At 39.9% G+C, this 25481-nt stretch carries 31 protein-coding genes; 16 read left to right on the top strand and 15 right to left on the bottom strand.

The window, feature by feature from the left end; all coding sequences use genetic code 11:
- Window positions 1–104 precede the first annotated feature (104 nt).
- The 9 genes from IQ230_RS09530 to IQ230_RS09490 form a co-directional block, all read right to left on the bottom strand.
- Window positions 105–518 carry a hypothetical protein gene (locus IQ230_RS09530; protein WP_193931771.1) on the bottom strand — a complete coding sequence of 138 codons (414 nt, stop codon included), beginning with the start codon at window positions 516–518 and terminating at the stop codon, window positions 105–107.
- A 54-nt stretch (window positions 519–572) separates the two neighbouring features.
- A complete protein-coding gene (locus IQ230_RS09525) occupies window positions 573–1040 on the bottom strand; it encodes a globin family protein (protein WP_193931770.1) in 468 nt (155 codons plus the stop codon).
- Between the two features lie 54 nt (window positions 1041–1094).
- Window positions 1095–1577 carry a 2Fe-2S iron-sulfur cluster-binding protein gene (locus IQ230_RS09520; RefSeq protein WP_193931769.1) on the bottom strand — a complete coding sequence of 161 codons (483 nt, stop codon included), beginning with the start codon at window positions 1575–1577 and terminating at the stop codon, window positions 1095–1097.
- Between the two features lie 44 nt (window positions 1578–1621).
- Window positions 1622–2275, bottom strand: a complete 654-nt coding sequence (locus tag IQ230_RS09515) for a V4R domain-containing protein (RefSeq protein ID WP_193931768.1) — start codon at window positions 2273–2275, stop codon at window positions 1622–1624.
- Window positions 2276–2305: 30 nt separating this feature from the next.
- A complete protein-coding gene (locus IQ230_RS09510; protein WP_193931775.1) occupies window positions 2306–2764 on the bottom strand; it encodes a globin family protein in 459 nt (152 codons plus the stop codon).
- A gap of 3 nt (window positions 2765–2767) precedes the next feature.
- Window positions 2768–3244 carry an IS200/IS605 family transposase gene (gene tnpA / locus IQ230_RS09505; protein WP_193931767.1) on the bottom strand — a complete coding sequence of 159 codons (477 nt, stop codon included), beginning with the start codon at window positions 3242–3244 and terminating at the stop codon, window positions 2768–2770.
- 103 nt (window positions 3245–3347) lie between these two features.
- Window positions 3348–3560 (bottom strand): DUF167 domain-containing protein, encoded by a 213-nt coding sequence (locus tag IQ230_RS09500; protein WP_322742357.1) that lies wholly within the window; start codon window positions 3558–3560, stop codon window positions 3348–3350.
- A gap of 114 nt (window positions 3561–3674) precedes the next feature.
- The gene (locus IQ230_RS09495) at window positions 3675–4217 is read right to left on the bottom strand and encodes a DUF2231 domain-containing protein (RefSeq protein WP_193931766.1); all 543 of its coding nucleotides are present in this window, start codon (window positions 4215–4217) and stop codon (window positions 3675–3677) included.
- 222 nt (window positions 4218–4439) lie between these two features.
- Window positions 4440–5180 (bottom strand): LmeA family phospholipid-binding protein, encoded by a 741-nt coding sequence (locus tag IQ230_RS09490; RefSeq protein ID WP_193931765.1) that lies wholly within the window; start codon window positions 5178–5180, stop codon window positions 4440–4442.
- Between the two features lie 268 nt (window positions 5181–5448).
- Between IQ230_RS09490 and IQ230_RS09485 the strand changes: the two genes are divergently transcribed.
- From IQ230_RS09485 to IQ230_RS09475, 3 genes are all read left to right on the top strand, one after another.
- Entirely contained in the window at window positions 5449–6018 is a 570-nt protein-coding gene (locus IQ230_RS09485; RefSeq protein WP_193931764.1) for a hemerythrin HHE cation-binding protein, read from the top strand.
- A 383-nt stretch (window positions 6019–6401) separates the two neighbouring features.
- The gene (locus IQ230_RS09480) at window positions 6402–7439 is read left to right on the top strand and encodes a hemerythrin domain-containing protein (RefSeq protein ID WP_193931763.1); all 1038 of its coding nucleotides are present in this window, start codon (window positions 6402–6404) and stop codon (window positions 7437–7439) included.
- Window positions 7440–7520: 81 nt separating this feature from the next.
- Entirely contained in the window at window positions 7521–7952 is a 432-nt protein-coding gene (locus IQ230_RS09475) for a hemerythrin domain-containing protein (RefSeq protein WP_193931762.1), read from the top strand.
- A gap of 68 nt (window positions 7953–8020) precedes the next feature.
- On the opposite strand, the gene IQ230_RS09470 is transcribed toward IQ230_RS09475, so the two are convergent.
- The gene (locus IQ230_RS09470) at window positions 8021–8881 is read right to left on the bottom strand and encodes an SDR family oxidoreductase (RefSeq protein ID WP_193931761.1); all 861 of its coding nucleotides are present in this window, start codon (window positions 8879–8881) and stop codon (window positions 8021–8023) included.
- Between the two features lie 490 nt (window positions 8882–9371).
- Here IQ230_RS09470 and IQ230_RS09465 point away from each other — a divergent pair, with 490 nt between their 5' ends.
- Window positions 9372–10991: a peptide ligase PGM1-related protein gene (locus IQ230_RS09465; protein WP_193931760.1), complete on the top strand. Its 1620-nt coding sequence runs from the start codon at window positions 9372–9374 to the stop codon at window positions 10989–10991.
- A 151-nt stretch (window positions 10992–11142) separates the two neighbouring features.
- On the top strand, window positions 11143–11919 hold the full coding sequence (locus IQ230_RS09460; protein WP_228054711.1) for a histidine kinase: 777 nt from the start codon (window positions 11143–11145) through the stop codon (window positions 11917–11919).
- Between the two features lie 112 nt (window positions 11920–12031).
- On the opposite strand, the gene IQ230_RS09455 is transcribed toward IQ230_RS09460, so the two are convergent.
- The 3 genes from IQ230_RS09455 to IQ230_RS09445 all read right to left on the bottom strand — a co-directional run bounded on the left by IQ230_RS09455 (window position 12032) and on the right by IQ230_RS09445 (window position 13722).
- A complete protein-coding gene (locus IQ230_RS09455) occupies window positions 12032–12217 on the bottom strand; it encodes a YqaE/Pmp3 family membrane protein (protein WP_099700127.1) in 186 nt (61 codons plus the stop codon).
- A 232-nt stretch (window positions 12218–12449) separates the two neighbouring features.
- Window positions 12450–12839: a phage holin family protein gene (locus IQ230_RS09450; RefSeq protein WP_193931759.1), complete on the bottom strand. Its 390-nt coding sequence runs from the start codon at window positions 12837–12839 to the stop codon at window positions 12450–12452.
- A gap of 124 nt (window positions 12840–12963) precedes the next feature.
- Window positions 12964–13722 carry a WecB/TagA/CpsF family glycosyltransferase gene (locus IQ230_RS09445; RefSeq protein WP_193931758.1) on the bottom strand — a complete coding sequence of 253 codons (759 nt, stop codon included), beginning with the start codon at window positions 13720–13722 and terminating at the stop codon, window positions 12964–12966.
- 358 nt (window positions 13723–14080) lie between these two features.
- On the opposite strand from IQ230_RS09445, the gene IQ230_RS09440 reads away from it, so the two are divergent.
- From IQ230_RS09440 to IQ230_RS09420, 5 genes are all read left to right on the top strand, one after another.
- Window positions 14081–15760 carry a serine/threonine protein kinase gene (locus tag IQ230_RS09440; RefSeq protein ID WP_193931757.1) on the top strand — a complete coding sequence of 560 codons (1680 nt, stop codon included), beginning with the start codon at window positions 14081–14083 and terminating at the stop codon, window positions 15758–15760.
- A gap of 328 nt (window positions 15761–16088) precedes the next feature.
- Window positions 16089–16568: a pentapeptide repeat-containing protein gene (locus IQ230_RS09435; RefSeq protein WP_193931756.1), complete on the top strand. Its 480-nt coding sequence runs from the start codon at window positions 16089–16091 to the stop codon at window positions 16566–16568.
- A gap of 148 nt (window positions 16569–16716) precedes the next feature.
- On the top strand, window positions 16717–17184 hold the full coding sequence (locus tag IQ230_RS09430; protein ID WP_193931755.1) for a DUF732 domain-containing protein: 468 nt from the start codon (window positions 16717–16719) through the stop codon (window positions 17182–17184).
- A gap of 196 nt (window positions 17185–17380) precedes the next feature.
- Complete coding sequence (locus tag IQ230_RS09425; RefSeq protein ID WP_193931754.1) at window positions 17381–18577, top strand: M20 family metallopeptidase; 1197 nt, start codon at window positions 17381–17383, stop codon at window positions 18575–18577.
- Window positions 18578–18680: 103 nt separating this feature from the next.
- Window positions 18681–18935 (top strand): hypothetical protein, encoded by a 255-nt coding sequence (locus tag IQ230_RS09420; protein ID WP_099700121.1) that lies wholly within the window; start codon window positions 18681–18683, stop codon window positions 18933–18935.
- A gap of 10 nt (window positions 18936–18945) precedes the next feature.
- Here IQ230_RS09420 and mgtE read toward each other — a convergent pair whose 3' ends face one another.
- Window positions 18946–20346, bottom strand: a complete 1401-nt coding sequence (gene mgtE, locus IQ230_RS09415) for a magnesium transporter (RefSeq protein WP_193931753.1) — start codon at window positions 20344–20346, stop codon at window positions 18946–18948.
- A gap of 379 nt (window positions 20347–20725) precedes the next feature.
- On the opposite strand from mgtE, the gene IQ230_RS09410 reads away from it, so the two are divergent.
- The 6 genes from IQ230_RS09410 to IQ230_RS09385 all read left to right on the top strand — a co-directional run bounded on the left by IQ230_RS09410 (window position 20726) and on the right by IQ230_RS09385 (window position 24865).
- On the top strand, window positions 20726–21610 hold the full coding sequence (locus IQ230_RS09410; protein ID WP_193931752.1) for a M48 family metalloprotease: 885 nt from the start codon (window positions 20726–20728) through the stop codon (window positions 21608–21610).
- 49 nt (window positions 21611–21659) lie between these two features.
- Window positions 21660–22085 (top strand): hypothetical protein, encoded by a 426-nt coding sequence (locus IQ230_RS09405; protein ID WP_193931751.1) that lies wholly within the window; start codon window positions 21660–21662, stop codon window positions 22083–22085.
- 202 nt (window positions 22086–22287) lie between these two features.
- Window positions 22288–22668 (top strand): rhodanese-like domain-containing protein, encoded by a 381-nt coding sequence (locus IQ230_RS09400; protein WP_193931750.1) that lies wholly within the window; start codon window positions 22288–22290, stop codon window positions 22666–22668.
- 577 nt (window positions 22669–23245) lie between these two features.
- Window positions 23246–23560 (top strand): carbon dioxide-concentrating mechanism protein CcmK, encoded by a 315-nt coding sequence (locus tag IQ230_RS09395; protein ID WP_099700116.1) that lies wholly within the window; start codon window positions 23246–23248, stop codon window positions 23558–23560.
- A gap of 48 nt (window positions 23561–23608) precedes the next feature.
- Window positions 23609–24340 carry a TIGR04283 family arsenosugar biosynthesis glycosyltransferase gene (locus tag IQ230_RS09390; RefSeq protein WP_193931749.1) on the top strand — a complete coding sequence of 244 codons (732 nt, stop codon included), beginning with the start codon at window positions 23609–23611 and terminating at the stop codon, window positions 24338–24340.
- A 51-nt stretch (window positions 24341–24391) separates the two neighbouring features.
- Window positions 24392–24865, top strand: a complete 474-nt coding sequence (locus IQ230_RS09385; protein ID WP_193931748.1) for an SH3 domain-containing protein — start codon at window positions 24392–24394, stop codon at window positions 24863–24865.
- 36 nt (window positions 24866–24901) lie between these two features.
- On the opposite strand, the gene IQ230_RS09380 is transcribed toward IQ230_RS09385, so the two are convergent.
- Window positions 24902–25357, bottom strand: coding sequence for a Fur family transcriptional regulator (locus IQ230_RS09380; RefSeq protein ID WP_099700113.1), 456 nt, complete (start codon window positions 25355–25357; stop codon window positions 24902–24904).
- Window positions 25358–25481 lie beyond the last annotated feature (124 nt).

Below are 25481 nucleotides of genomic sequence, written 5' to 3'. Positions count from 1 at the left end.
CCCCAACTACTGCATTCAGGGTTGATCTTCTCATTGCCACTGCACTCGATTTAATTAATCCCGTGCATTTGAAAAACTGGTTTACTCACTGTTGCTACTGTGCCTCATAAAACTGCAATAGGCTGTAATTGTTCAATCTTATTTTCAATGTTGCTATTTTCTTGCTTGAGTTGGTCAACTGCTGCATTATTCTCAGTATGACTGCGACTGAAGTTAGCATTTGCTTGCTGTAGTTGTGCAACTTGGCTAGAGATAGAAGTAAATCTTTCTTGGGGAATTGCACTATGTTCTAATACTTCAGCAATTGCAGCTTGTTGACTCTGCTGAATTGAAGTTATTAAAAGTCTGCGATTTACCAAATTGAGTAAGACAGCCGCTGATAAGGGAAGCGAAGCAAAGATCGCTTGTTGCGAAATAACTGATGCGATCGCCCCACCAACTGAACCAATCACCGCAAAACCTTCAACAGTTTCCAACCAATGATAGTTTTTATTCAACAATTTTACTTGTTCTTGCATAATACCTTTTTAAGTAAACCACTAAAAGTGTTAGTATCGCGATGACTAAATTTCTTATCCTAGTACAATTTGATTGAGTGTTAAAATTGGGTTAAATAGCGCAGCCTCTTCTGGAGTTAAAAATTCTTTAACTACCTCTGGCATAACTTCAAAAGTTATCTTACAAGTGCGCTCAAATTTATAAGACTTTGCGATCGTAGCGTGCCAAATTAGCATACCTTCTCTGAGGCGTTCTTGATCGTCAACTAATAAAGTAGCTGTAGCAAATGTTAGTAGTTGAATAATATCTTTTCTCCATGTTGGAGTAAAATCTCCAGAAGCATTTTGAAATAAATTTGGATCAATATCGCGCATTTTTGCTTCTGTGCGATTGAGAATTTCTGCTTCTGCCTTAGTAATTTTTTCGTATGCACTCAACCGCCAATCAAAAGTCTGAAAATAGTTGTTAATAAATTGCAATTCTTCGGCAGTCGCATATCGACCATCTGCCTCTACACTCAAGCGAGATAGTTGTGTCAACATTGATTTTATTTTCCTCAATAATTCTTTGAATTTCTCCTGTGCACCTGAAGCGAATTAGGCTTCACGAGTTTGCGTTAAATATTCTCCTGTTGTGGTGTAACTATCTTGCAACTGAGTAATCATTGAACGAGCGATCAATTTACCAGTTTCAACTAAAACCTTGCCATTGAGAGGATGTAAAATGTCCTTCTCGGCACGACGACCAATTAATGCTTCAATATCTTCAATTGCATTAACATATGTTCCAGAAGGCATTTGTACAACAACACCCTCACCCACAACTAAAGCTTGGCAAGCAAGACGAGAATTTGGTTGCACCTGGGTAATAACTTCCATTGTGCGCTTTTCACGGCGGCTGAGTGGTGAAAGGCTTTCCATGCCTTTTTTAATGAAAACATGGCAAGTAGCACACATTCCCCGCCCACCACATTCTGGTAATACATCAAGTTCATTTGCCAACAACGCAGATAAAATGTTGGCATTCGTTTGCACTGATGTTTCTTGATTAATAGATTCTAGCTTGATCGTCTTTGCCATGTCAGATTCTTACTCTTCATTCAAGTAACTAAAACGCGATCTTGTTAGCTATTACATAGCTGCTGCATAATGGTTGCATGGTCTTTTCCTAACCAGGCAGTTACAGGTTTAAGGCGATAGGCTAAACCTAAGACAAAATAGTTACAATCAGAGCCTAAAGATTCACAAGTAGTTTGCACGCAGTCGAGATCGCGCCCTGTTAGCTGACTAAAAAAGGCTCTCAGGATACCTGTTTCCAAAAAACACGCTGGTTGATGACCTTGAGGTACAACAGCAGCAAAAGGAGAATTGGTAGTTTTTACGACAAGAAATCCTTGTTGGTAATAACTAACATCTAAATCAAATGTTCCCCAACCGTGAGTTTTCCAGCATTGTTTTAAACACTGAAGAAACTCTACCATTTCCATTTCAGCCAACGTTTTACCGTAGTAGTCACTGATTTCTTGGACAAATCGAGCGTAAAAGTTCTTACCCCACCAACGACCGCAGTTAGCAAGTACAATACCAGTAGCTTGACCAATTTCTTTTTCTAAACCTATGTAAATTGCTTTTAGGAAAGTTTCTGGTAAAACAAGTAGGCGATCGCCTCGACGATTTTCAATTAAACCTGATTCAAAATCACCTTTGATGTATGCATCCGAGGCAAAATAGTTGCCAGGTAAATATTTATCTTTAACTAAATCTGCAACACTAATCATCGTTCATCTCTTACTGTAAACGTTATTAATTTATCTCGGTAATTGAACTAAGTTATCTTGCAAAAATGTATTGTTAACTTGCTCTAAAAAAGGTGCTATCAATGCCATTTGTTCGCTTTTGAACAGTTGTTGCAGTTGAGTTTGCAATAATTCGTAAATCTTTTGATCGATGGTTTTTCGCTGGTGAACTTGTACTAAATCTGTCAGCCATTCTAAAAGTCTATGCTGCAGGAACGTTGTATCGTTCAATAACATCGCCATAGCGCAATAGCGGACAATTAATAACCAATCTTTGAGCACGCGTTCTAGGCTCGCCTGTGTCTCTTGAGGAAAATCAGTAGATATTTTATCGGCAATTTCTTGAAAAATAACTATTTCGCGATCGCGCAGTACTTCATAAACTGCTAATCTTAACTTTAGTAAAAATGTATATTTTTTGAAATTTGCTGTTTCTTGAGAAGGTAAATATTGTGCCTCAGCCTGATAAATGAACTACCCCGCCGCAAGCGGACGGGGTATCAGAATCAGGCATAGAGTCAATTGCTCATCTCGGTGCAGTTTGAGATAGTCATTCCCCTGTTTTTTTACATATCTGGCAATCATTCCTTCATCACCATGTTTTCCCACTGTGCTAGCAAAATACCCATCACTCCAAAACTCGCCGCCCCACAGTTGCTGTTTCACGTGCGGGCAGCGTTTAAACACTTCTCTTGCTGTCAGACTTTTGAGCAGAGTCACCAGCTTAGTCACACTGTAAGTTGGTACTGACTGCACTAAAAAATCTACATGCTCTTTGTCCACACCAATTTCAACAAACTTGATTTCGTAGCGTTTCTCAATTTCTAGACACACTTCCCTCAAAACTGCATCTACCTGTTCGTCAAATACAGCTCGTCGATACTTCGCAAAAAACACCAAATGGTATAGCAAAACTGTTACGTTATGACTTTTATGAATATACTCACTCATCTCTATATTTTACGCCGCACAGCGGCGGGGAATTTGACCCGCAGAGATTAAAATGTTTACTATTAACAAAAATATTTTATTCTAAGAGAATAATAACGAATAGTTAATTTGCTATAATTTCTACTATTTCTTGCCGTGATGCAATACCAGATTTAATTTTGATATTAGTCTTGGGTGTTTTAAATTTTTCTGATAAAAGTTTAATTAATTCTGCGTTGGCTTTTCCTTCAAATGGAGGTGATTTCAGATGAACCATGAGACTACCATCTGCTTGTTTATTAATACTTTGAAATTTAGAATTAGGCTTAAATTTAATCTTTTTCCTCCTGTTTTTTATATGCCTAAATTTGGTTTTACAGTCATAAGTATATAAAAAATAAGGGTAAGCAATAACTTACCCTATCTGAAAAGTCTTATGTTGTCTAATTGACTATGGTTGAAGACGGCTTCCTGGACCTACTACACCGATTTTATGACGGTAGGATAATTCAGCACCAAACCATCCAGAAACACTTGTAAGAGTACCAACGATGGTGGAAATAACTAATCCCCAAGGCAGTACTGCTGCTTCATAGTTTCCCAAACGAATGTATAAATTGATTGCCGTCAAAACGAGTAAAGACACGTTGATAACCATATGTGCCCAACCAGCGCTACGTTTGCGGACGCGCTCAATCTGTAAAAAATCACTCATACCAATAATTGCAGCAACTAGCCCAGTTACTAAACCTGCCGCAATCAGCCAAAATGAACCTCTAGCCCAAAATGGATCGCGCGTGAACCAGTAAACAGCATCAGTGACTAAAGCTAATGCTAAAGATGCTATTGGAAAAATAACACTGAGCGGATGTAGTGGATGTCCGGCGATCGCAACTGTACTAGGTACGCCAGGATCGCGATATTCGCGATCGTCACTTTCGATAACTGGTGGAATGTTGGGATATGGTGTTCCCCTTGTTTGCTGTGTCTCCATGTGTTCTCCTGCTCAAGGAACAAACTATAGCAGAGGTCAGAGGTCAGAGATCAGGGTTAAGAGTAAGTTAGAACAGCGGAAATTTGTGTACGGAGGTGTCCCCCGTTGTTGTAACTGGCGTTCCGACAAACGCAAACTTTACAAGACAATGATTCTGAACCTCTATAATGTCTTAATTATATTGACTATTGCTATAAGTGTTACTTATTCATGCTGACAATTTTAACCGGAAGGAATTTGTTCTACGTGTGCTTGAGCCTGTAAAGTTATTTTGCCTGCTTCCACTTGTAAATTGTTAATCTTCAACGTCATTCCTTCCAAGTCAAAGTTGCTTAAATTTAAGATTTCACTCGTTTCTTCTATCAAAGCTTGGGTTAGTTCTGGTGACAGTTCCTCTGTATCTCCATATTCGACATTATCTAAGGAGACTGTTTGTCCGCTGGCACTGACACATGGTACAGCTGAAAAAGCAACTTGATGCGTTTCTCCTGTTTCTCGCAGCATGACGCTGGCATTTAGTACTACTTTACCTCCTCCTGGTAGGCGAAAATCTACCTGTTGAGCATCAACAGTTACAGGTTGTCCATCCACATGGATTTGCTGCTGTTGTAATTGTTGGCGCACATAACTTGAATTGAATGCGCGGTTGATATCTGCTTCAGTCAAAACAGCACGAACACTAGCTTCTGTTGGCTTAGTGAGTTCAATTTTACCAAGAGTAACACTCAGTGGATTGATAGCAACGCTACTCATTTGCATATCAAGTTCTTCTACTCGGAGATCGCCCTGCATTACCAAGCCATCACCATCAATGGTGACAGAGTCAACTTCTCCTTGAATAAGCTTCAGTGGATCAGTTTTAATATCTACGTCTAAGTTTTCCACTTCGTCAAGCTGGCTTGCTAACCCAATCTCAGCTACTTTGTTAAGTGCTTCCTCTCCTATTCCAGGTTGGTCAAACATTAACCGCTATTTTCCTTTGAACGTAAGTCTATTTCCTTTGCCAATCTAGCGATTTGCCTCTACTCTTGTATCTGTCAACTGGTGGAGTACAGTTTAATTCTTTTTGTATTGGTTGATGCAACTATGTTTATACAGTTATCTTATGATTTGATGTTTTGCTCGTGTTTAATCAGTCATAAGAGGGATGAATTACCAAATTGTATTATGCAAAGCTCAGTTTATTGAAAATTATTCTCGTTTATAGCAGAGTCATAGGAGAAGTAATAGTATGGCAACTACGCTTGATGAAACACAGCGCCAAGCGATCGCTAGCAGATTAGCTACTTTGAAAGCAATCCAAAATCTAGTCATTAGCAACGAGCAAACATTGAGTGCCATTAGTGATACAGATATTCGCGATCGCCTACAGGATATGCTTAGGGACGATCAGAAGAATCTTCAGGTTATCGAAGATAGTATATCTAAACTCGGTGTTTCAGCTGAGGCACCAGAAAAAGTTCATAAGCTAGTTGAGACTGTGCAAAACCTTATGACAGGTGATGAATTATCGCCATATGAGAAAGTGTTCGAGCATGAAAAGTTAAAACACCAGCAAGCGATGACTGGTCTTTTAGTTCATAAAGCAGCTCAAGTTGTGGGAGAAGATTTAGAAGAAGCGATCGGACCTCTCAATCAAGTCAATTTTGAAAATAGAGCACATCAAGAACAACTCAAAGGTGTTTTAGAAATTTTGAGTACCCGCGAACTTGTAGGAAAAGATCCTGACCAAGGTGTTTGGGGGAGAGTTCAAGATGCTGTTTCCGCTTTAAGAGGGGTATTTGGTAGCGCAGCTAGCTGAGAGATCTGTATAGTAGATTAAAGTGCAACCCTAGAATTCCAAGAAAGCATTTTTGTACATATGAATAGTGTTTTGAACTAAAAAAAGACATCTATCGCTAGGGTGAATACTTGAAATAAAAGCTTTTGACATTGATCCAAAGATAGGTTTTTAGCTAAAAATAGCTCAAATACCTAAATTCAAAATATAGCCTTTATCTTTAATTGCTCCGTGTTTTTTAACTGGAAAGTTTTAAAGATAGAGGCTTTTTATTTGTAAATAACTTCAACAGTTATTATCCATCAAACTACAAGAGTTAATCAGTCATAAGAAAGAGGAACTATCCAGAGCAGCCTAGATATATTCTAAGTTAGAACGCTGGCTAAAAGAGAGGAAAGATACAAATGCCTGTAACATTAGATGATACAAAGCGCTCTGCACTTGGTAGTAAAATGGCAGATTTAAAAGCCATTCAAGAACTATTAATTTTTAGCGAGCAACAGTTGTTGTCTGAAGTTGATGATGAGGAGGGTAAAAAAGACCTCCAGAGTATGCTTGAGTCTGACCAAAAGAACCTTGGCGTCATTGAAACAGCATACATTCAATATGGCGTCAAAGGAGAACCAAAGCAAACAACACAGCAGTTTGTAGAAACTGTCAAGAAGCTAATGCAAGGTTCTGAACTGAGCACTTATGAAAAAGCAGCACAGTTTGAACTTCTCAAGCACAAGCAGTTTATGACTGGGGTTCTAGTTCACAAGGTAGCTCAAGTGATTGGTGCTGATGTCCAAGCAGCAATTAGTCCAATCAACACAGTTAACTTTGAAAATCGCGGTCATCAAGAGCAATTTAAAGTTCTGCTTGAACGCCTTGGTGTGAGAGAATTGACAGGACAAGAGCCTGACCAAGGGCTACTATCTCGTATCCAGGATGCAGCTGCCGCTGCTACTGGTGTTATTGGTAGTGTTATTACTCAAGGTTCTGATAAAAAAGACATGAACATTCAGGATATTATCCGGATGGATCATGCGAAGGTAAATACTTTATATACAGAAATTGGGGCTACTAACGATCCTCAAAAAATTCAAGAGTACTTCGGTCAAATGTACAAAGATCTTCTGGTTCATGCACAAGCAGAAGAAGAAGTTGTTTATCCAGCCGTTCGTCCATACTATGGTGAGAATGACACCCAAGAATTGTATGATGAGCAAGCTGAGATGAAGAAAATGCTAGATCAAATCAAAGCTTTAGATCCTGCATCTTCTCAATTTAAGGATCAAGTTAAGCAACTCATGGATGTAGTAGGCGATCACATTCGTCAAGAAGAAAGTACAATGTTTGCAGCGATCCGCAACAACTTTAGTGACGAACAAAGTGAGCAACTCGCTACAAAATTTAAAGAGGCTAAGAGTAAGTTGCAAGACCAAATGGCTGCCAGTTAGTTGACTAAATAGTTTACAGTTTAGTTAGGGTAAACCCCCACCACTAATTGTGGTGGGTTTCTTTGTTGAGGTCTATTTTTTATGGATGTTATTGATTTAATTAAGCAAAAATATCAAAAGATAGTAGATTTACTATCAGAACTTTGTAGTGCAGATCCTCAGAAGAGGTATATTCTTTTCAATCAAATTACTCAAGAAATGAATTTACTTGCACAATTAGAGCAACAAATTCTTTATCCATTTTTGCGTCAAAGATACCCAAGTAATGACAAGCAAATTAAGATAAATGAAGAGGAATATTCTCAAATTCAGCAGTTCCTAGAGGAGCTTGAGTTATTAAGCCCTGCTTCAAAAGAATTTACGCGAAAAGCATCTGACATATACAATTTAGTCAAGTCTTACAGACAAGAAAAAGCAGATAAAGTTTTATTAGAAGCTAGCAAGTGTTTAACAAATATAGAACGACAACAACTTTCTCATGAACTTGTTGAAAGGCAAGATTTTTTGAGATAACTATTAGTTTAGAGAGGAATAAAAAAGCCCGCTATTGCGGACTACTATCATATCACTGTTAAATCTGATTAACCGTTAACGATTGTACCACCATTTGGGTGTAGCACTTGTCCAGATATATATGATGAGTCATTAGCAGCTAGAAATACGTAGCAGGAAGCGACTTCTTCTGGTTGACCAGCACGTTGCATAGGAACTTGTTTGCCAAAGTTCGCAACTTTATCTTCTGGAAAAGTAGCAGGAATAAGAGGAGTCCAAATTGGACCTGGCGCTACAGCATTGACGCGAATTCCTTTTTTGACCAAGCTTTCTGAAAGCGAGCGCGTAAAAGCAACAATGGCACCTTTTGTTGATGAGTAATCAAGTAACTGTTTGTTACCCTGATATGCAGTGACAGAGGTTGTATTAATGATGGTACTACCTTCTTTCAGGTGCTTTAATGCTGCTTTAGTCAAGTAAAACATTGAGAAAATATTAGTGCGAAATGTCCGTTCCAACTGTTGTGCAGTAATATCCTCAATACTTTCTTGCGGATGCTGTTCAGCAGCGTTGTTGACTAAAATGTCAAGTTTGCCAAATTCTTGTACAGCTTGTTCTATAGCTTGCTGACAGAACTTCTCATCACCAATATCACCCGCGATCGCGATCGCACGACGCCCTTTCTCTTCAACAAGGCGTTTTGTTTCTTTCGCATCATCATGTTCGTTCAGGTACATAATCGCGATATCAGCACCTTCTTTAGCAAAAGCGATCGCAACTGCACGTCCGATACCACTGTCGCCACCTGTAATGACAGCGACTTTGCCTAACAACTTACCACTACCTTGATGTTGTGGATCGTCAGCCTTTGGTTTTGGTGTCATTTCCGACTCCAGACCTGGTTGTTGGTCTTGCTCTTGTGGCGGTTGCAATGACTGTTCTTCTGGCATAAATTATGACTCTCCTGAAAAATGAACCGAGTAAAATCAGTTGATTCAAACCTAGAACTTGGATTACTGTTTGCGATCCAAGTCTCACTTTCCTTTGCAAAAGATTTTTGTATTGCTCTTACTTCAGTACTCAGACAGCTACGTCAATGTTTATCAGACAAATTCCCGTATACATATTTCTGAGACAACGCAAACTGCTTTAAATCTTCAAGCACTAACTTATCTATCAGTTACTTCGACTTTATCGCCCTAGAGGTGGAAAGCAAAAGTTAAAATTCTCATTCTTAAGACATAGAATTAATTCATATTTTTTTGCATGCAAAAAAATGTAGATTTGTAGTCACTTGTTGAGAAATAGAGTGAGTGAAATTATGCCTAGCTACTGAGTTTGAGTGATAATGTTATTAACCTTACTGTTTCTTAAGAAGTATGTTGTACACAATACTAACCAGAGTAAGATTGCTGTAGTTAAAATCTGTGGGCTGGGGCGATGCAAACGTTAGATCCTTCATTAATAGAAACACAGCATATCGAAGTATTTAGACAGCTACAATCTCAGTTACGCGATCGCTGGCCGACAATAGAGTTATTTGACCAGAGTGATGCAGATATTTTGGTCATTCCTTCTTTGAGTGTAGACCAACGCGAACTGTTAAAAATTCCAGGCTGTCATCACTATGAAGAGCGTTTGCTGTTCTCTTTAATACGCCTGCAAAACCCCCGCACTCGCCTAATCTACGTCACGTCACAACCGATCCATCCGAGTGTGATTGATTACTATTTACAGCTTTTACCAGGAATTCCATTCTCCCATGCCCGCGATCGGCTACTATTACTTTCTACCTACGATTCATCACTTAAACCACTGACACAAAAAATTCTCGAACGTCCGCGCCTAATTCAAAGGATACGCCAAGCAATTGATCTCAAAAATGCTTATATGATCTGCTACAACTCTTCTTTTTTAGAAAGTGAGTTATCCGCGCGTGTAGGAGTACCATTGTATGCTTGCGATCCACAACTATCTATTTGGGGAACAAAAAGTGGAAGTCGGCAAATTTTTGCCGAAAGTGGAGTACCTTATCCTGATGGTAGTGGTAGCGTGTGGAATGTGCCTGATTTAGCCGCAGAAGCTGTAAATCTTTGGGAACGTAAACCGGAAACCAAAAGGTTAGTTGTTAAACTTAACGAAGGAATTTCTGGTGAAGCTAATGCTTTACTTGACTTAAGACCACTGCAGCACTTAGCACCAGGAAACGCTACATCCGAACAGCGAATCGAGTCAATTACTGAGCACTTCAGTACAATGAGTTTTCAAGCGACATCTGAAAACTGGGCAAATTTTTCTACCCGAATTCCCGAACTCGGAGCAATTGTTGAGGAATTTATTGAGGGAGAAGTGAAGCGATCGCCTAGCGTTCAAGGTCGAATCACTCCTAGTGGTGAAGTTGAAATTCTATCAACTCATGACCAAATCTTAGGAGGTCCTGATGGTCAAATCTATCTTGGCTGTCGCTTCCCCGCCGATGAAGCTTACCGGATGCGCTTGCAGGAATTAGGTATTAAAGTCGGGAAGAAACTAGCTGAGAAAGGTGCTTTAGAGCGATTCGGCGTTGATTTTATTGCTGTACAACAACCAAATCATCACGGTGGACATCACTGGGACTTACAAGCAATTGAAATTAATCTGCGTAAAGGTGGGACAACTCATCCTTTTATGACTCTAAAACTCCTCACCAATGGACGCTATGACCCTGCAACAGGAATGTTTTATAGTCCTCATGGTCGTCCTAAATACTACATAGCCACCGATAATTTACAGAAAGAACGCTACCGCGGTTTACTTCCTAGCGATTTAATGGATATTATTGCTTATCATCGGCTACATTTTGATACCGGAACTGAAACAGGTACGGTATTTCATCTGATGGGATGCCTTTCAGAGTTTGGTAAACTAGGCTTAACTAGCATCGGTGATTCTCCACAACAAGCTGAGGAGATTTATAACAAAGTTGTGAAAATCTTAGATGAAGAAACTCGGCACAATTCTAATAACCATACTTGGGAATTAGATGCTTGTGGTCCTATTATTTGGAACGGGACAACTTAAGTTTCTAATGCCAATAAGCTTTTATATCTAAAGGAAGTACCTGCACAAGAAATCTCTAAGTCATGATAAAGACAGTGCCACGGTCAAGCTAACACTGATTATCAATCAGATAAAACCTGGTATAAAAACATGATTCTACCAGGAGTTAATCATGTCAAACATCAAAGAACTAATTACAACTGACCTCAAACAAGCTAAAGAAACAGGTCAACTCAGAGCATCTCGAATTCGCGAGATTGTTCAAAACGCTGTTTCCCAAGTAACAGGTGAATTTAAATCAGGCTCAAACGAAATTCGTTCGCTTGTCAAAGATGCTGTCTCAGCTGTCGTTGAAAACATTCAGCAACAAGGAGGAGATCTCAAAGAAGAAATTACAGCTTCAATTGAAGGTGCAATTGATGGTGTCACGAGCTTACGACGCAAAGAAAACGCCAAGACTCATGCTGAAGTTAAAGAATTACAAGCAAAACTTGATTCTGAAGAAGAAGAACTGCAACAGGAAATTGAAAGACTCCTAGGAGATATTGAAGATACCGGAAAAGAAACTGCGCCTAATATTAAAGTAGCAATAGAATCTGCAGTCAATACAGTGAAAAATAGTGAGGAAGCTGCGATACTTCAAAAGCGTTATGCTCAACTCCAAGCTCAAGCGGCAATTTTACGCGCTAACCTAGCTGCACGTTACGGAGGAAGATACGAAGAAGTCAAAGAGTACTTAGATGAAGCTAAAACTTGGTACAGCAAAACACGCGCTCAAGCTGAACCTATGGCTGAACAAGTTGAACAAAAGCGATCGCAACTAGAAGAAAAACTGGGAGATGCTGGTGTTGCGATCGCGAAAAAAGAAAGACAAATTAAAAATGTCCTTAGAGAGTTGCTGCATACAGCAAATGAACTTTTGCGCGATAAAAAGCCACCTTCAACATAAATATTGCTGAAAGTGTCCACAAAATAACCGTACTTAAAGTTAAAGTACGGTTTTATTACCTTTGAAACCAAGATTATTGATAATACACCCAGTTTTCTAAGTCTTATTTAAGCTAATACACTTGCTTATTGACTCTTTCTTCATGCTTAACAATAATCCAAACTGCATGAATACTTCCAGGAAGCCAGCCTAGAAGTGTTAACACGATGTTGATCAAGAAAGCTGTGCTAATACCTTCTGTTAAAAACACGCCCAAAGGAGGTAGAAGGATACCAGTAGCTATTCGTAGTAATTTCATGTTGTTACTCTTACTTTACACTGAACTACCTTTTATCATTGTCTTGCATTTATATTTTGCTCGCCTCCACCTCCGGAATTATTACCGCTTGGATAGATACTCAACTTCTATTTTTATTAGATTGAAATCAATTCAAAAAAAATGTCAGATAACGGCTATTCTCCTGAGTTATCTTTATTACTACTTATGTATACCTCAGAGGTAGAATTAGCCGTCTAACTATCGCACAAAACTATGGCTTGACTTCTGTGTTTGTCTGAGTTGTAGTAATTCCTAAATTTCTTTCAGCAAAGTACTTGCTCAAAAATGTGTTTACGAAAGATAAAATTACTGGTCCTAAAAGTGCCCCTACAATGCTGTAGACTGCAAATCCTGGTACAAATAATGCTGCCAACCAAAAGCATAAGCCATTAACTACTACTGAAGACAAGCCCAAAGTAACGTAATTAAGTGGCAAAGCTAACTTAGTAAGCGCTGGTTTAACAGAAGAATTAGTTAATCCAATTGCAAAAGCAGCTATTAAAGCGGCAGGAAATGTTGCAATATCAATCCCTGGAACAACAATATCAACAACTAGTAAGCTCAGAGCAGTAGCAAGTAGAGTGAAAAAAGCTGCAGTCATAAATACATTCTCCTGAATTTGTGACTGAAAATTTCAGAGAGATTCTAATACTGATCATCTTCTCTGATTCTGCAATAGCAAACCTCTCCAAGAAGATAGATCTATTAAGGTTTTGTCTACAGCTTTATTTATTCTTACTCAGCCGCTCTCTGAAAACACGATAAAAGAATAATGGATTACCAATGATATAGCGTTCCCACAAGCGGTTAGGCTCAGTGGCTAAGCGTGTTAACCATTCTAATCCACGGTCAGTCATCCACTCTGGACCGCGATATACAGTGCCAGTATAAAAATCTAGACAAGCACCTAAAGGTAAGAAAACACGAGCATTTATGCGTTCTATATTATGCAAGATCCAATGCTCTTGTAAGGGCATACCAAAGCCGACATAAAGAACTCCTGGATTGAATGCGTTGATTGTGTGAATAACACGCTCATTTTCATCACCCGATTTTTCAAAGTAGCCGTGATGTCCTTGCACTTGTAATTTAGGTGCAACAGCACTCATCTGAGCGATCGCTTTTTCAACTACACCAGGTTTACCAGCAAGTAAAAACAAGGATACATTGTGTTGCTCGCAAGCTAATCCTAAGTTTTCTATATAGTCAGGACATGTCATGCGATGCGTAGATTCTACGTCATAGCCTAGCAATTTTGCCCCTAACAAAACACCAAATCCATCACAAAATACTAAGTCTGAATTGTTAATAAAATCTCTGTACCAATCTAACTCGTAAGCAAGATTCATTGCTTTTACATTCACATTACTTACTATCACTTTTTGGTCAATTTGCGCGGCTTGTACTATATAATCTATCAATTGACAAACATTAAGCTTGTGAAATTTTGTTTTCAGAAGATTTACTTCCTCAAATTCGTGCATATCTTACCTTGAATTAAACTGTTGTAATATAGCAAACTTATTTGAGCTACAAGCTTTATTTGAAGCGAACTAAACCACATTTCCCGCAGTGGTTGCCGTTAGCCGTAGGCGTTAGACTAGGAGACAAAGTACGCAAAGAAAAGTGTTAGACAGAGATCTTCATAAATTATTTAAGATGGCTATACAAGATGTAAAACTTCTACTTCATGGTAACTATAGCATTCAATATCTATTGAGTTTAAGGCAAGAACTTACAACATAGAATAATTTTAAAAACCTTGTCTTGAGTAAAGATAAGTTTCAAGAGTCTTAACGTAGTATTGTGTAAAATCGAGAAAGCCTGCTTATTTTGGTAGTTGTGTCGCACTTGGTTCAGCGTGCAATTCACTGCATTAACCCAAATTGCCCGCGTCCTTATCCGAAGACTTGGGGAAGCAAGTTTTGCGATCGCTGTGGTGCGCCACTGCAGTTAAAAGGTCGTTATGTACCTTTACAGAAGTTAGGTGCAGGGGGGTTCGCTACGATCTACACAGTTTGGGACTTACAATTCCAGACTCAACAAGTACTCAAAGTTCTGGTAGATTCTTCACCCAAGGCATTAGAGTTGTTTAAACAAGAAGCAGCCGTACTTCAGCATCTGCAACATCCAGGTGTACCGAGAGTAGAACCTGATGGCTATTTTCAGATTGAGTTAGAGGACTCTCAACAGCTTTCATTACCCTGTCTGGTAATGGAAAAAATCAACGGTCAGACTTTACAAGAAGTTTTAGAAAACCATCCTCAAGGTTGTCCTGAAGAATGGGTTTTAGCTTGGTTGAAACAGGCAATAGAAATTTTACATAAGTTGCACAATCGTCAGATTATTCATCGAGATATTAAACCCTCAAACTTAATGTTGCGGGAATCGACAGGACAGCTGGTTCTGATTGATTTTGGTGGCGCAAAGCAGATTGCGGCAACATCACGCCTAGCAGATCGTTCAACGCGATTATTTACTTCTGGTTACAGTCCACCCGAACAAATAGCCGGAGGGGTTGTTGGACCTGCTGCAGATTTTTACGCACTAGGGCGGACAATGATTGAGATGCTGACTGGTCAACCGATCTCAGACTTACAAGATCCGATGACAGGAAAATTGCAGTGGCGTGCTTTTGCTCAGGTCAGTCCTGCTATTGCTAATTTGCTCGATGATATGGTGCAGGATGATGTTCGTCAAAGACCAGCAAATGCACTAATTATTCAAGAACGCTTAACGAAAGCGCAAAAGCCTTTAGGGTGGTTATCTTGGTTTAATAGCCTTCTCAATAGCTGGAATTCGCGAATTGTTTTTCGTTCTCTGACAGTTGGGCTGTCGAAAACAACTGTTTTTTTTCTCAAAGCGATCGCTCAGGCATTGCGGGCTAGCTTTGATACATTTTGGGAAATGCTATTAGGTGCGAGTGGCTCTTGTGTGGCGACTCTCGTTGGCTTTGTTCTAACATACTGGTCGCCCTTAGGAAATGCCTTAGCTGATCTTTTATCACAACAACTGACTTTTTTATTAGCAACGCAAATTACTGTAGTAAAAGACGTTCTGCTATTTGCAATTGTTGGTATGGGAACTGCGTGGGGACTCACCGCCGCACGTGGATTTGGTCAACGACGGCGGTATTTAACTGCAGCACTGATGGGGCTATTCGGATATAGCTTAAGTTGGTTAGTGTGGCAGTTGCTGACATGGAATACTGGCAATATTGGGATTGCCGGATCAATTGCGATCGCTGTTGCTTTTCTGACTTTGGGTTTAGGTTTACCTAGCCATTATTTAGTCCACTCTACAGTTACTGCTGTTGGTTGTGCTGCAGTTTTTTTACTCTTGACAAGCTTAAATCTTTATCCACCTGGTTTTTGGAACTTTCCGATCGCCACTTCACCCACTTGGTTAGATTTAGCTGCTGCGATCGCTTTTTTTGCTACTTTAGGCATGATTCTAGGCTTTTGGCTGGGTATTAGCTATTACATTGTTGTTCCTATATTGCGCTTTTTAGGCTGGCGCTAAAGTGATTTTGGCATCTCAAGCTTTAAGAAAAAGTTAAATAAATTACTTGTAGCTGAGCCATATTTGTTTAGTGCTAGTTATACAACTTTTTATCAAAGTATCAAGAAAAACAATCAAAAAGTTGTTCTTAACTATACTGAACTTTACCTTATTTTTCTCTGAATTAAGATTAGCTACTTCCTAGTGGAATAGTTAACACTACCAAATATCAAACTTAAAGATTTGATGTAGTGGAACACATTTTTTGGCTTAGCGTCTCAGAGTTTAAGCTATAAATTTAACACAGCCTCCTAGATTACACTTAATTAGTAATTCAGTTAGTTACGCAATGAAACTCACTCTTCTTTCCGTTGTCATGTTAGCTCCTGTATGGTTCGTGGCTTCAGCATATGCATATAGTCCTCAAGACTTAGAGCAATTAAAGCAAACTAGAGCATGTCCTCGATGTGACCTCAGTGATGCACCGCTCAATCAACTGAATTTAAGTGGCGCTAATCTCCGAGAAGCTAACTTGATTCGCGCAAATTTATCTCAAAGCAACCTCTCGCGTGCTGATTTAAGTGGTGCAAACTTAGACGTAGCAGATTTACGTGGTGCTGATTTGACAAGTGCCACTTTAACAGGAGTTAATCTCAGAACCGCAAACTTAGAAAACACAAACTTGACATTTGCAGGTTTCATTGCTGCTAACTTAGAGGGAGCTAACTTTCGTGGTGCAAGAATGTTGGTTACTAACTTCCGAGGAGCGAAGTTTAGATTGACAACAATGCCTAATGGAGTCGTGACACCCAATCGTCGTTACTGGTAAATTGTATTGCAACATCAGTATATATACTGATGTTGTCGTAAATAAAATAGTAAACTAACTTTAACAATAATTCAGTAGTAATTTTTGATTTCTGTTATTGCGTTGCCAAGTTTGGGATTAATTAGAGAAGAACATACTTGGTGACGCAATGAAAAATTTACGTCTGGGCGCAATCTTAATTACCGCTGTCTCGTTTATACCAGGGTTTTCTACAGCAACACTTGCTCAAGATGCTGACTACGTTTGTTATATAACTACTAAATCAGGTCAAGTAATCGATTTATCTGCATCAATCTGTCAATTAGACAGATCTATCCACTTAGCAAAAGCAACAAATGCGGCAGAAAGCGACCAAGCTTTCCTTGCAGATTACAAGCGTACTATTATGGGCTATCCGGATGTTCGAGATAAATTGTTAGCCAGCGTCCAAAAATCCCCAGAGTCTAATATCATGCAAGCAAAAAGCGTTTGTAACGAACTAGAAGCAGGTCTTTTACTAGAAGATATCAAGATGTACCAAACACAAGGCGTTACGAACAAAGTTGATAATATTAATTCTTCTGTCATTGCTACTTTAGCAACTAAGCACTACTGCCCTCAGTTTAATAATTCATAAATAAAACTTATCTAATTTACTGTGCAGCATAATCAAGCAATAGTACTATTTCGGTATAGAAGGACTACACAATTACTGAAAACGGGGAATACGGCAAAGTAGCTTGTTTATCGATAACTGAAGTTACTCACAAATAATTTATGACTTAAACTATTCTTTATCATAGGGGAGTAGGTAACTACAAATTATTGCATCAATGCTCACCCAGATAAAAGAGATAGCAACTGAACTAGCACCGCGCCTGATTGAAATTCGCCGCCATATTCACATTCATCCAGAATTAAGTGGTCAAGAGTATCAAACGGCTGCTTTTGTTGCAGGAGTCCTATCATCCTGTGGAATTCATGTCAGAGAAGGGGTAGGAAGAACAGGCGTTATTGGAGAGGTGCAAGGAGGAGGTTGTGACTCTCGATTGTTAGCAATCCGTGCTGACATGGATGCTTTACCAATTCAGGAACGAACTGGGTTAGAGTATGCTTCTCGAACACCAGGAATCATGCATGCGTGCGGTCATGACGTCCACACAACAGTAGGACTAGGCACAGCAATGGTTTTGTCACGAATTGCTGAACACTTGCCAGGAAATGTCAGGTTTTTGTTTCAGCCAGCAGAAGAAATTGCCCAAGGTGCTAGCTGGATGGTTGCTGACGGAGTTATGGAAAACGTTTCAGCAGTTTTTTCGCTTCATGTTTTTCCTTCAATTCCTGCAGGTTCTATTGGAGTGCGCTACGGAGCATTGACTGCTGCTGCCGATGAGTTAGAAATTATTATTATTGGAGAATCAGGACACGGCGCACGACCTCACGAAGCAATTGATGCAATTTGGATTGCTTCTCAAGTGATTACAACATTACAACAAGCTATTAGTCGCACACAAAACCCCCTACATCCGATCGTATTAACAATCGGTCAAATTCACGGTGGTAGAGCGCCGAATGTGATTGCCGATCAAGTTAAGTTATTAGGAACAGTGCGATCGCTGCACCCAGAAACTCGCGCGAAACTACCAAATTGGATTTCGCAAATGGTTGCTAATGTTTGCCAAGGCTATGGCGCGCGGTGTGAGGTGAAGTACAATCTTGGAGTTCCTGGAGTGAATAATGATTTATCCCTAGCACAACTGTTGCAGATTGCAGCAGAAGAAGCTTGGGGAAGCGATCGCGTCCAAATTTTACCTGAACCATCTTTGGGTGCAGAAGATTTTTCAGTTTATCTCGAAAAAGCTCCAGGAGTCATGTTTCGTTTAGGGGTGGGCTACCCAGATAGAAAGATTAATCATCCACTACACCACCCACAATTTGAAGTAGACGAAAAAGCGATCGTGACTGGTGTTGTCACTTTAGCATATAGTGCCTGGAAGTATTGGCAACAAAATAATGGTGCTGAAGAATGAGCGCTGATTTCTCCTTCCTGAGTGCTTCTTCCACAAGAAGGATGTCTCTAGTACATTCAATTGCTACTCTATCAATCATTGAGTAAGTAACGACAAGTAAGTTATGCCATCAAATACACCATTGCAAGGCACCGATTTAGTAGACTGTGCCAGAGCCAATGCTAAGCAAGGAATCGAAACTGCGGCTTATCAATGTGGCTATGGTGGAGATGTGAATGCATTTGCTAAAGAACTTAAAGTAGCCTGCGAGCAAATGAACTTACAAGTAAAAGAACTGAGTGAATTGATTGACGAACAAGAAATGCCACTACAGTTAGGAGGTGAAGTTGTTGCACCTGACACGCCTTCTGAGTTGTAAGCAATTGCCACTATAGCCGCAAGATTGCTTTTGCTAAGTTAAAGTAGATGAGTACGCCCAGCACGTCAACTGCTGTTGTAATAAAGGGTGCAGACATTAAAGCTGGGTCTAAACGCAGTGAACGAAACAAAAATGGTAGTGCCGAACCAGATACTGAAGCCAAAATAGAAATTGATACTAAACTTAGTCCGACAGCGATCGCTACTGACCAACTTCCTTGCAAAAAGTAACTCCAGATCGTTGCTATACTACCTAGCATCGAGCCTAACAAAGCTCCAGCGATCGCTTCGCGCCATACTACATGAAAAGGACCTAGCGCGTTAATCTCATCAGTATTCATTCCTCGAATGACGACGGTTGATGACTGTGCCCCGACATTACCGCCAGTACCAGTCAATAGAGGAATAAAAGCAGCAAGAGTGACTACTTTCTGTAAAATTTCTTCTTCAGATTTAATGATTGTCCCTGTAACAGTATTTGTTAATAGCAGCACAAATAACCAAACAACGCGCTTGCGTGCAACTGTAATTAAATCAGTTTGAAAATAGTTGTCTCCTCCAGATTGGACACCACCGCCCAAAGTGTAAATATCTTCAGTGGTTTCTTGCTCTAAAATATCAATTATGTCATCGACCGTTACAATCCCAACAAGACGTTGTTCGCGATCCACGACAGGGACAGCCAAAAAGTCATAGCGTTGAATCAACCGAGCCACTTCTTCTTGATCGGCATCAGTATAAACAAATACCACCTCGCGAGTCATGATTTCGCCAATTCTTTGCTGTGGTTGAGCTGTTACTAACTCGCGGAGAGATAAAATACCTGTCAGACGTCTTGCCGCGTCTGTAACATATAAGTAGTAAATTGTCTCTGTTGCATTTGCTAGGCGACGAATTCGCTCTAATGCTTGAGTTGCCGTAAAATCTTCTTTCAAAGAAATCAACTCAGGTGTCATGATTCGCCCAGCCGTACCCGCTTCATAACCGAGTAACTGAGCTGTAGCTTGACGCTCAGCGGGACTTAGTTGCTCTAGAAGCCGAGTCACAAACTTTGCTGGTAATTCATCAAACAACCGCGCTCGGTCGTCGGGTGACATTTTATCAACAATATCTAGAACGTCTTGACTTTTAAACTCTACAATCAGTGCTTCCTGAACACTCGTGTCAAGGTATTCATACACTTCGATCGCTTCACCTTTAGATAGCAAGCGAAATGCCAGAGCTTGCATTGCTTCTGGCAACCCTTCAATTGCTTCAGCAATATCTGCAGGTTGTACTGGTTCTAAAATCGCCTTGGCTCCCTGCAAATCCCCTCGTTCGAGGAGCGATCGCAGTTGATTACGCACTAACTCTCGCAGTTCTTTGCGCGAAACATCCTGAAATGATGAGGAGAAGTTGTTAGTTTCAGTCAAAGCCTACCGTCCTGAACCAGAAAGTGCAAAAAATGGCTGCTTTTAGTCTATGTAATATGACTAAATTTCAGATGATCAGCATAAGCTTTTTTTACTCATACTGATCGCAGTAGTAATCATCTCTCTTTTAGCACTTCCTGGCAACGAATCAAAATTCCATCTATCTACATAGATAGTTTTGCTTTAGCTCATAACTCTAGTTCAGTCGCTAGACTATTGATCAAATTCACACTTGATTAGTAGGCAAAACCGTACCTAGTTATTAGCATTTTCTTCCCCAAGAATCTGAGTTTAGGTCGATACAATCAAAGTGCAACTTAAGGAATGCTGTAACTAAACGCGAATTGTTACAAAAATCAGCATTGTTAGGATCAATGATATGAAAAATCAATTGAGAACCGTTGCGCTCTTAGGTTTGCTGAGCGGTTTACTGATTGCAATTAGCTACTGGGTCATTGGCGGGCTGGGTGGTGTCGTTATTGGTATAACCTTAGCAGCAGTGACAAACTTAGTATCATGGTATCAATCAGATAAAATTGCTTTGGCAGCATACCGCGCACAACCAGTAAGCTTTAATCAAGCACCAGATTTGCATCGGATGGTACAACGCTTATGCGATCGCGCTAACTTGCTGATGCCAGGAATCTATATTGTCCCCAGCCCTGCTGCGAATGCTTTTGCGACGGGACGCGATCCTGAACATGCTGCAGTAGCAGTTACAGAAGGCATTTTACAGACATTACCTGAAGATGAACTTGAAGGCGTCATTGCTCATGAGCTGACTCATATTGCTAATCGCGATACCCTAACTCAAGCTGTGGCAGCTACACTTGGTGGTGCAATTGCGATGTTGGCACAAATCGTCAGCTACAGCTTATGGTTTCCTGCTTCACGCGATGGCAATCGTGGGGCAAATCCTTTAGGCTTACTTCTAACAATTTTTTTAGCGCCAATGGCGGCAACTATCATTCAATTAGCTATCTCACGCACGCGAGAGTTTGGGGCAGACGCGGGAGCTGCTAGAATTACGCAAAATCCAAGAGCATTAGCTCGTGCTTTGCAACGCTTGGAAAGTACAGCACGTCAGTTACCCATCAATGCTAATCCAGCCTTTGAGCCGCTGTTAATTGTCAACTCTATCTCTAGTCAGTTTCTAGGCAACTTATTTTCTAGTCACCCACCAACACAAGCGCGAGTTCAACAGTTATTGAAATTAGAACAAGAACTTCCTCAATCGCCATCTAAATTTTCTTTTGGGCGATAATCAAAGCTTCTATGTTATTTAGTCAGCTTTAAAACTAGGAGAGATAACTATGACTTCTGAACCCAATAACCCTGATACTTCTGTAGAAGTTCAAATTATTCCGCAATCAACCAACGAAATAAGTCCCCAAACCAACGAACTTGTAGAAACTGAAATGGCTGGGGAAAGTGACGATCTCAAACATGAAACGAAAGCTTTAATAGACGCCCTTAAAAAACGCGCTCAAGTAGAAGCGCAATCAGCAGGGACACTCACTCGTGAAGCATATCTTAATGCCGTACGCCGAGCACGAGAAACGATTGAAGGTAATCAACTTATCGAGCGCGATCGCATTGAATACTCTTTTTCTTTGATTCAGAAAGAAGCTGAGAAGAACTGGCAATCAGTTGTCAAAGAAGTTGCAGACTTGGGCGATCGCTTAGCAGATGCTGCTAAAGCTGCTTGGGATATTTTGACGACTCCTCGTTCGCATTAATTTGTTTTGTTTACTTCAATTTTGAGTGTGCTAGAAATTAATATTTCTAGCACTTTTTTTCTACATTTATACATAAAAATCACTCTTAAGATAGATGAAGTTTTCTATTTTTTAAATACTCAAATCATTATTTATCCAAGAAATTGCGAATTGTAAAAATAGTTGTTACATTTCAAGAGAAGGGATCAAAAATGATAAATCTATGCATAGATTTCTAGGAATTATTCCTACTCCACCACCTTTACAAGCCCACTCACTCGTTTATGACTTGAAAGCAAGGTTAGATTGGGGAGATCCAGCGCTCACAATCATCGATGTACGCGATCGCAGTGAGTATAACTATAGTCATATTTTAGGAGCAGTTCCCATACCACTAGCAGATTTAGCAGACCGTACCCTATTTACTTTAGAACTGACGCGGGATATTTATATTTACGGCGAAACTGATGAAGAAACTGCACTAGCAGCACAAAAATTGCAAGCCGTGGGATATCAGAATGTATCACAAATACGAGGCGGTGTTGCTGCTTGGAAAGCAGTTGGCTATCCTATTGAATCGCTTGTACAAACATTACCAATTTAATTCGTTTACTTAAAGTCAGTTAAAAATAAACGTTAAAAACAGTCTTGTTTAAAATTGTAGAGCAAGCTATTTCACAATGCATTATTTACATTAGACCTCCTGCGCGAATCAAAAATCATCGATGTCATTCTGAACGAAACCCTTCACTATCGTTCGAGGGCAGGCTCCGTGCAGTGAAGCATCTCAGGAGATGTTTCGCTACGCTCAACATGACAATTTTAAGTATTCGCGTAGGAGATCTATTATAAAGTAGTATTTATTTGCACAAAATACTAACAAATTAACTAGATTATTTCAGATATAAAGAGGAAATTTGACAGCTATTCGACCTGAATTACTATGAGTAATTCAATGTACTTGATATTAAAATTTCCTCAACTACAGTAGCAAATAGGGAATAGTTGAGCTTATAAAGGCAATCAGACACTCTTTACTAGAAGACATAAAACAGTTACGCTAGAAGCGCTCTAGCTTATTTTTCGTGTGCTGGCAGTATATTCAGCAGCAGCAATTGGGATATTAACATTTTGCTGCTTACAATTAGTGTCATTGATTCGCTCAGTTTAGGAGATAAAAGATGCCAGCAGCAGTTGGTATGGTTGAAGTTAAGGGTCTTCCTCCTGCTTTAGCAGTAGCAGATGCCATGGTAAAAGCTGCTCGTGTAACCTTGGTAGGTTACGAAAAAGTAAGCAGTGCTCGATATACTATTATTGTCAGAGGAGATGTGTCGGAAGTGCAAACCTCAGTGAATGCAGGGGTAGATTCGGTAAAACGAGTTAATACAGAAGAAGAGTTACTACTCTCATACCATGTGATTGCTCGTCCTCATGAAAACGTCGAGTCTGTGCTGCCAATCCATTACAGACAAGCAGTAGAACAGTTTCGTGTTTAGCTATCACTATCTATATTCAAGCCCCGCATTTTGATCCTTACAACTGCGATGCCTGGTATCTCAATAGTTATACCTACTTTAAACGAAGGAAGTTGTTTAGAGCGTACTCTCCGTAATCTAAATTCCTTGGAACCTCCTGCGTGGGAAATTGTAGTTGTCGATGGCGGAAGCGAAGATCAAACAGTGGCGATCGCACAACAAGCTGGTATCAAAGTTATTCATGCTCAAGGGCGAGGGCGATCGTTACAAATGAATCAGGGAGCAGCTGAATCTACAGGAGACATTCTGTGTTTTTTGCATGCCGATACTTTAGTTCCTGATGATTTTATCGCAGTAGTTGAGCAAACTTTAGCAGATCCAACTGTTGCTGGTGGTGGTTTTATTTCCTTAATGGTAGGAGCACAGACTACACGTTGGGGAATTTCTCTACACAACTATCTCAAAACTTATTACGCTCCTCTATTGTTTCGACCACATCTTTTTTTTAAAGGACTTAGATTACTTTTTGGCGATCAAGTCATGTTTTGCCGTCGCACTGAGTTTTGGACTTGTGGTGGCTTTGACAATCAGCTGCCTATCTTAGAAGAAGCAGATTTATGCTTAAAGCTAGTGCGGCAAGGACGATTACGTCAAGTGAATCGTGTTGTGCAAAGTTCGGATAGACGTGTAGCGCGTTGGGGTTCTTTGAAAGCAACTGCAATCTATGTTTATATCGGTTTTTTATGGGGTTTTGGTGTTTCTGCGTCTTTTTTAAAGCAGTTTTATGAAGATATTCGTTAGTGCAAGACGAGCGTAGAATTCAACTTAAAAGGTTTGAGAGAGGTTCCTGAAATGCGATGGAAGACTGTTATTAAATTTTTACTTGGCATTAGCTTAGCTTTAGCTATTTTAATTAGCGGTGGCGTAGCAACCGCTTTGTACTTCTTACACAGAGTAGCAACTCCTCCAGCTAAGCCAATATTTTCCAATGATAGTGCTGAAGTAAAGGTTGGAGGGTCTACTCCTGCAACATCTCCTCATACAGCTTCATCTAGTACTCAAGCAACTCCTACTGCAAACACAACTGAAGCATCTTCGACATCCCTACCACCTGGAACATACAAGGCACGAGTGACGTGGGCACAAGGTTTGAGTGTACGCTCAGAGCCAAGTTTGGAGGCTGAGCGAATTGGTGGAGTTGGTTACAACGAAGAACTTACGGTTTTAGAAACAAGTTCTGACGAGGGTTGGCAAAGAATACGTATAGAGAACGGCGAACAAGAAGGTTGGATCAAAGCAGGTAACATCGAAAAAATCGAAGAATAGTGTGTGATACCACTTCTCCTTGTTCACTTTATCTGTCTATAAAGGTAATAACGCTCTTTGACATGAAGGACACACCGCATGGATTGTTAACTGACAGTCCAGTAGATGGTATCCTTCTTTCTGGGCTGTTTTTGTACCAATTTTCAAAATTGAATCATTCTTGAACTCGATTGTTTTGTTACAACGAACACAGATCAAGTGATGATGATGGTAAGGATAGGGCTGATTGATTTCATAGTGCTTGTGTCCTTCTCCTAACTCCAACTCTCGCAGGATACCCATCCGTGCCATTAGCTTTAGTGTCCGGTAAATCGTGGATAAGCTAATTCCTTCTCCTTGAGCTTCTAAATGATGATACAGGTCTTCTGCACTAAGATGTTCGCCTTTAGGAAGCTCTTGAAAAACGTGTAAAATGACTTCTCGCTGAGGAGTTAAACGCCAACCACGATCGTTGAGTTCCGCCTTGAGCGAGGTAGCTGTATAAACAGTCATGACAACCTTCTCAACAAAGCATATTTATTGATAATTATAAAAAAGATTTGCATTAATTGTCAACAAGGCGGGTTTATTGCAAATGTTTTCTAATAGGAAATGGCGGATTTGTGACCTAAAAACA

The sequence above is a fragment of the Gloeocapsopsis crepidinum LEGE 06123 genome, from assembly GCF_015207655.1.
GTDB lineage: Bacteria > Cyanobacteriota > Cyanobacteriia > Cyanobacteriales > Chroococcidiopsidaceae > Gloeocapsopsis > Gloeocapsopsis crepidinum.
Note: the sequence above shows the minus strand (reverse complement) of the source record. Positions and strands in the feature narration are given on the sequence as shown.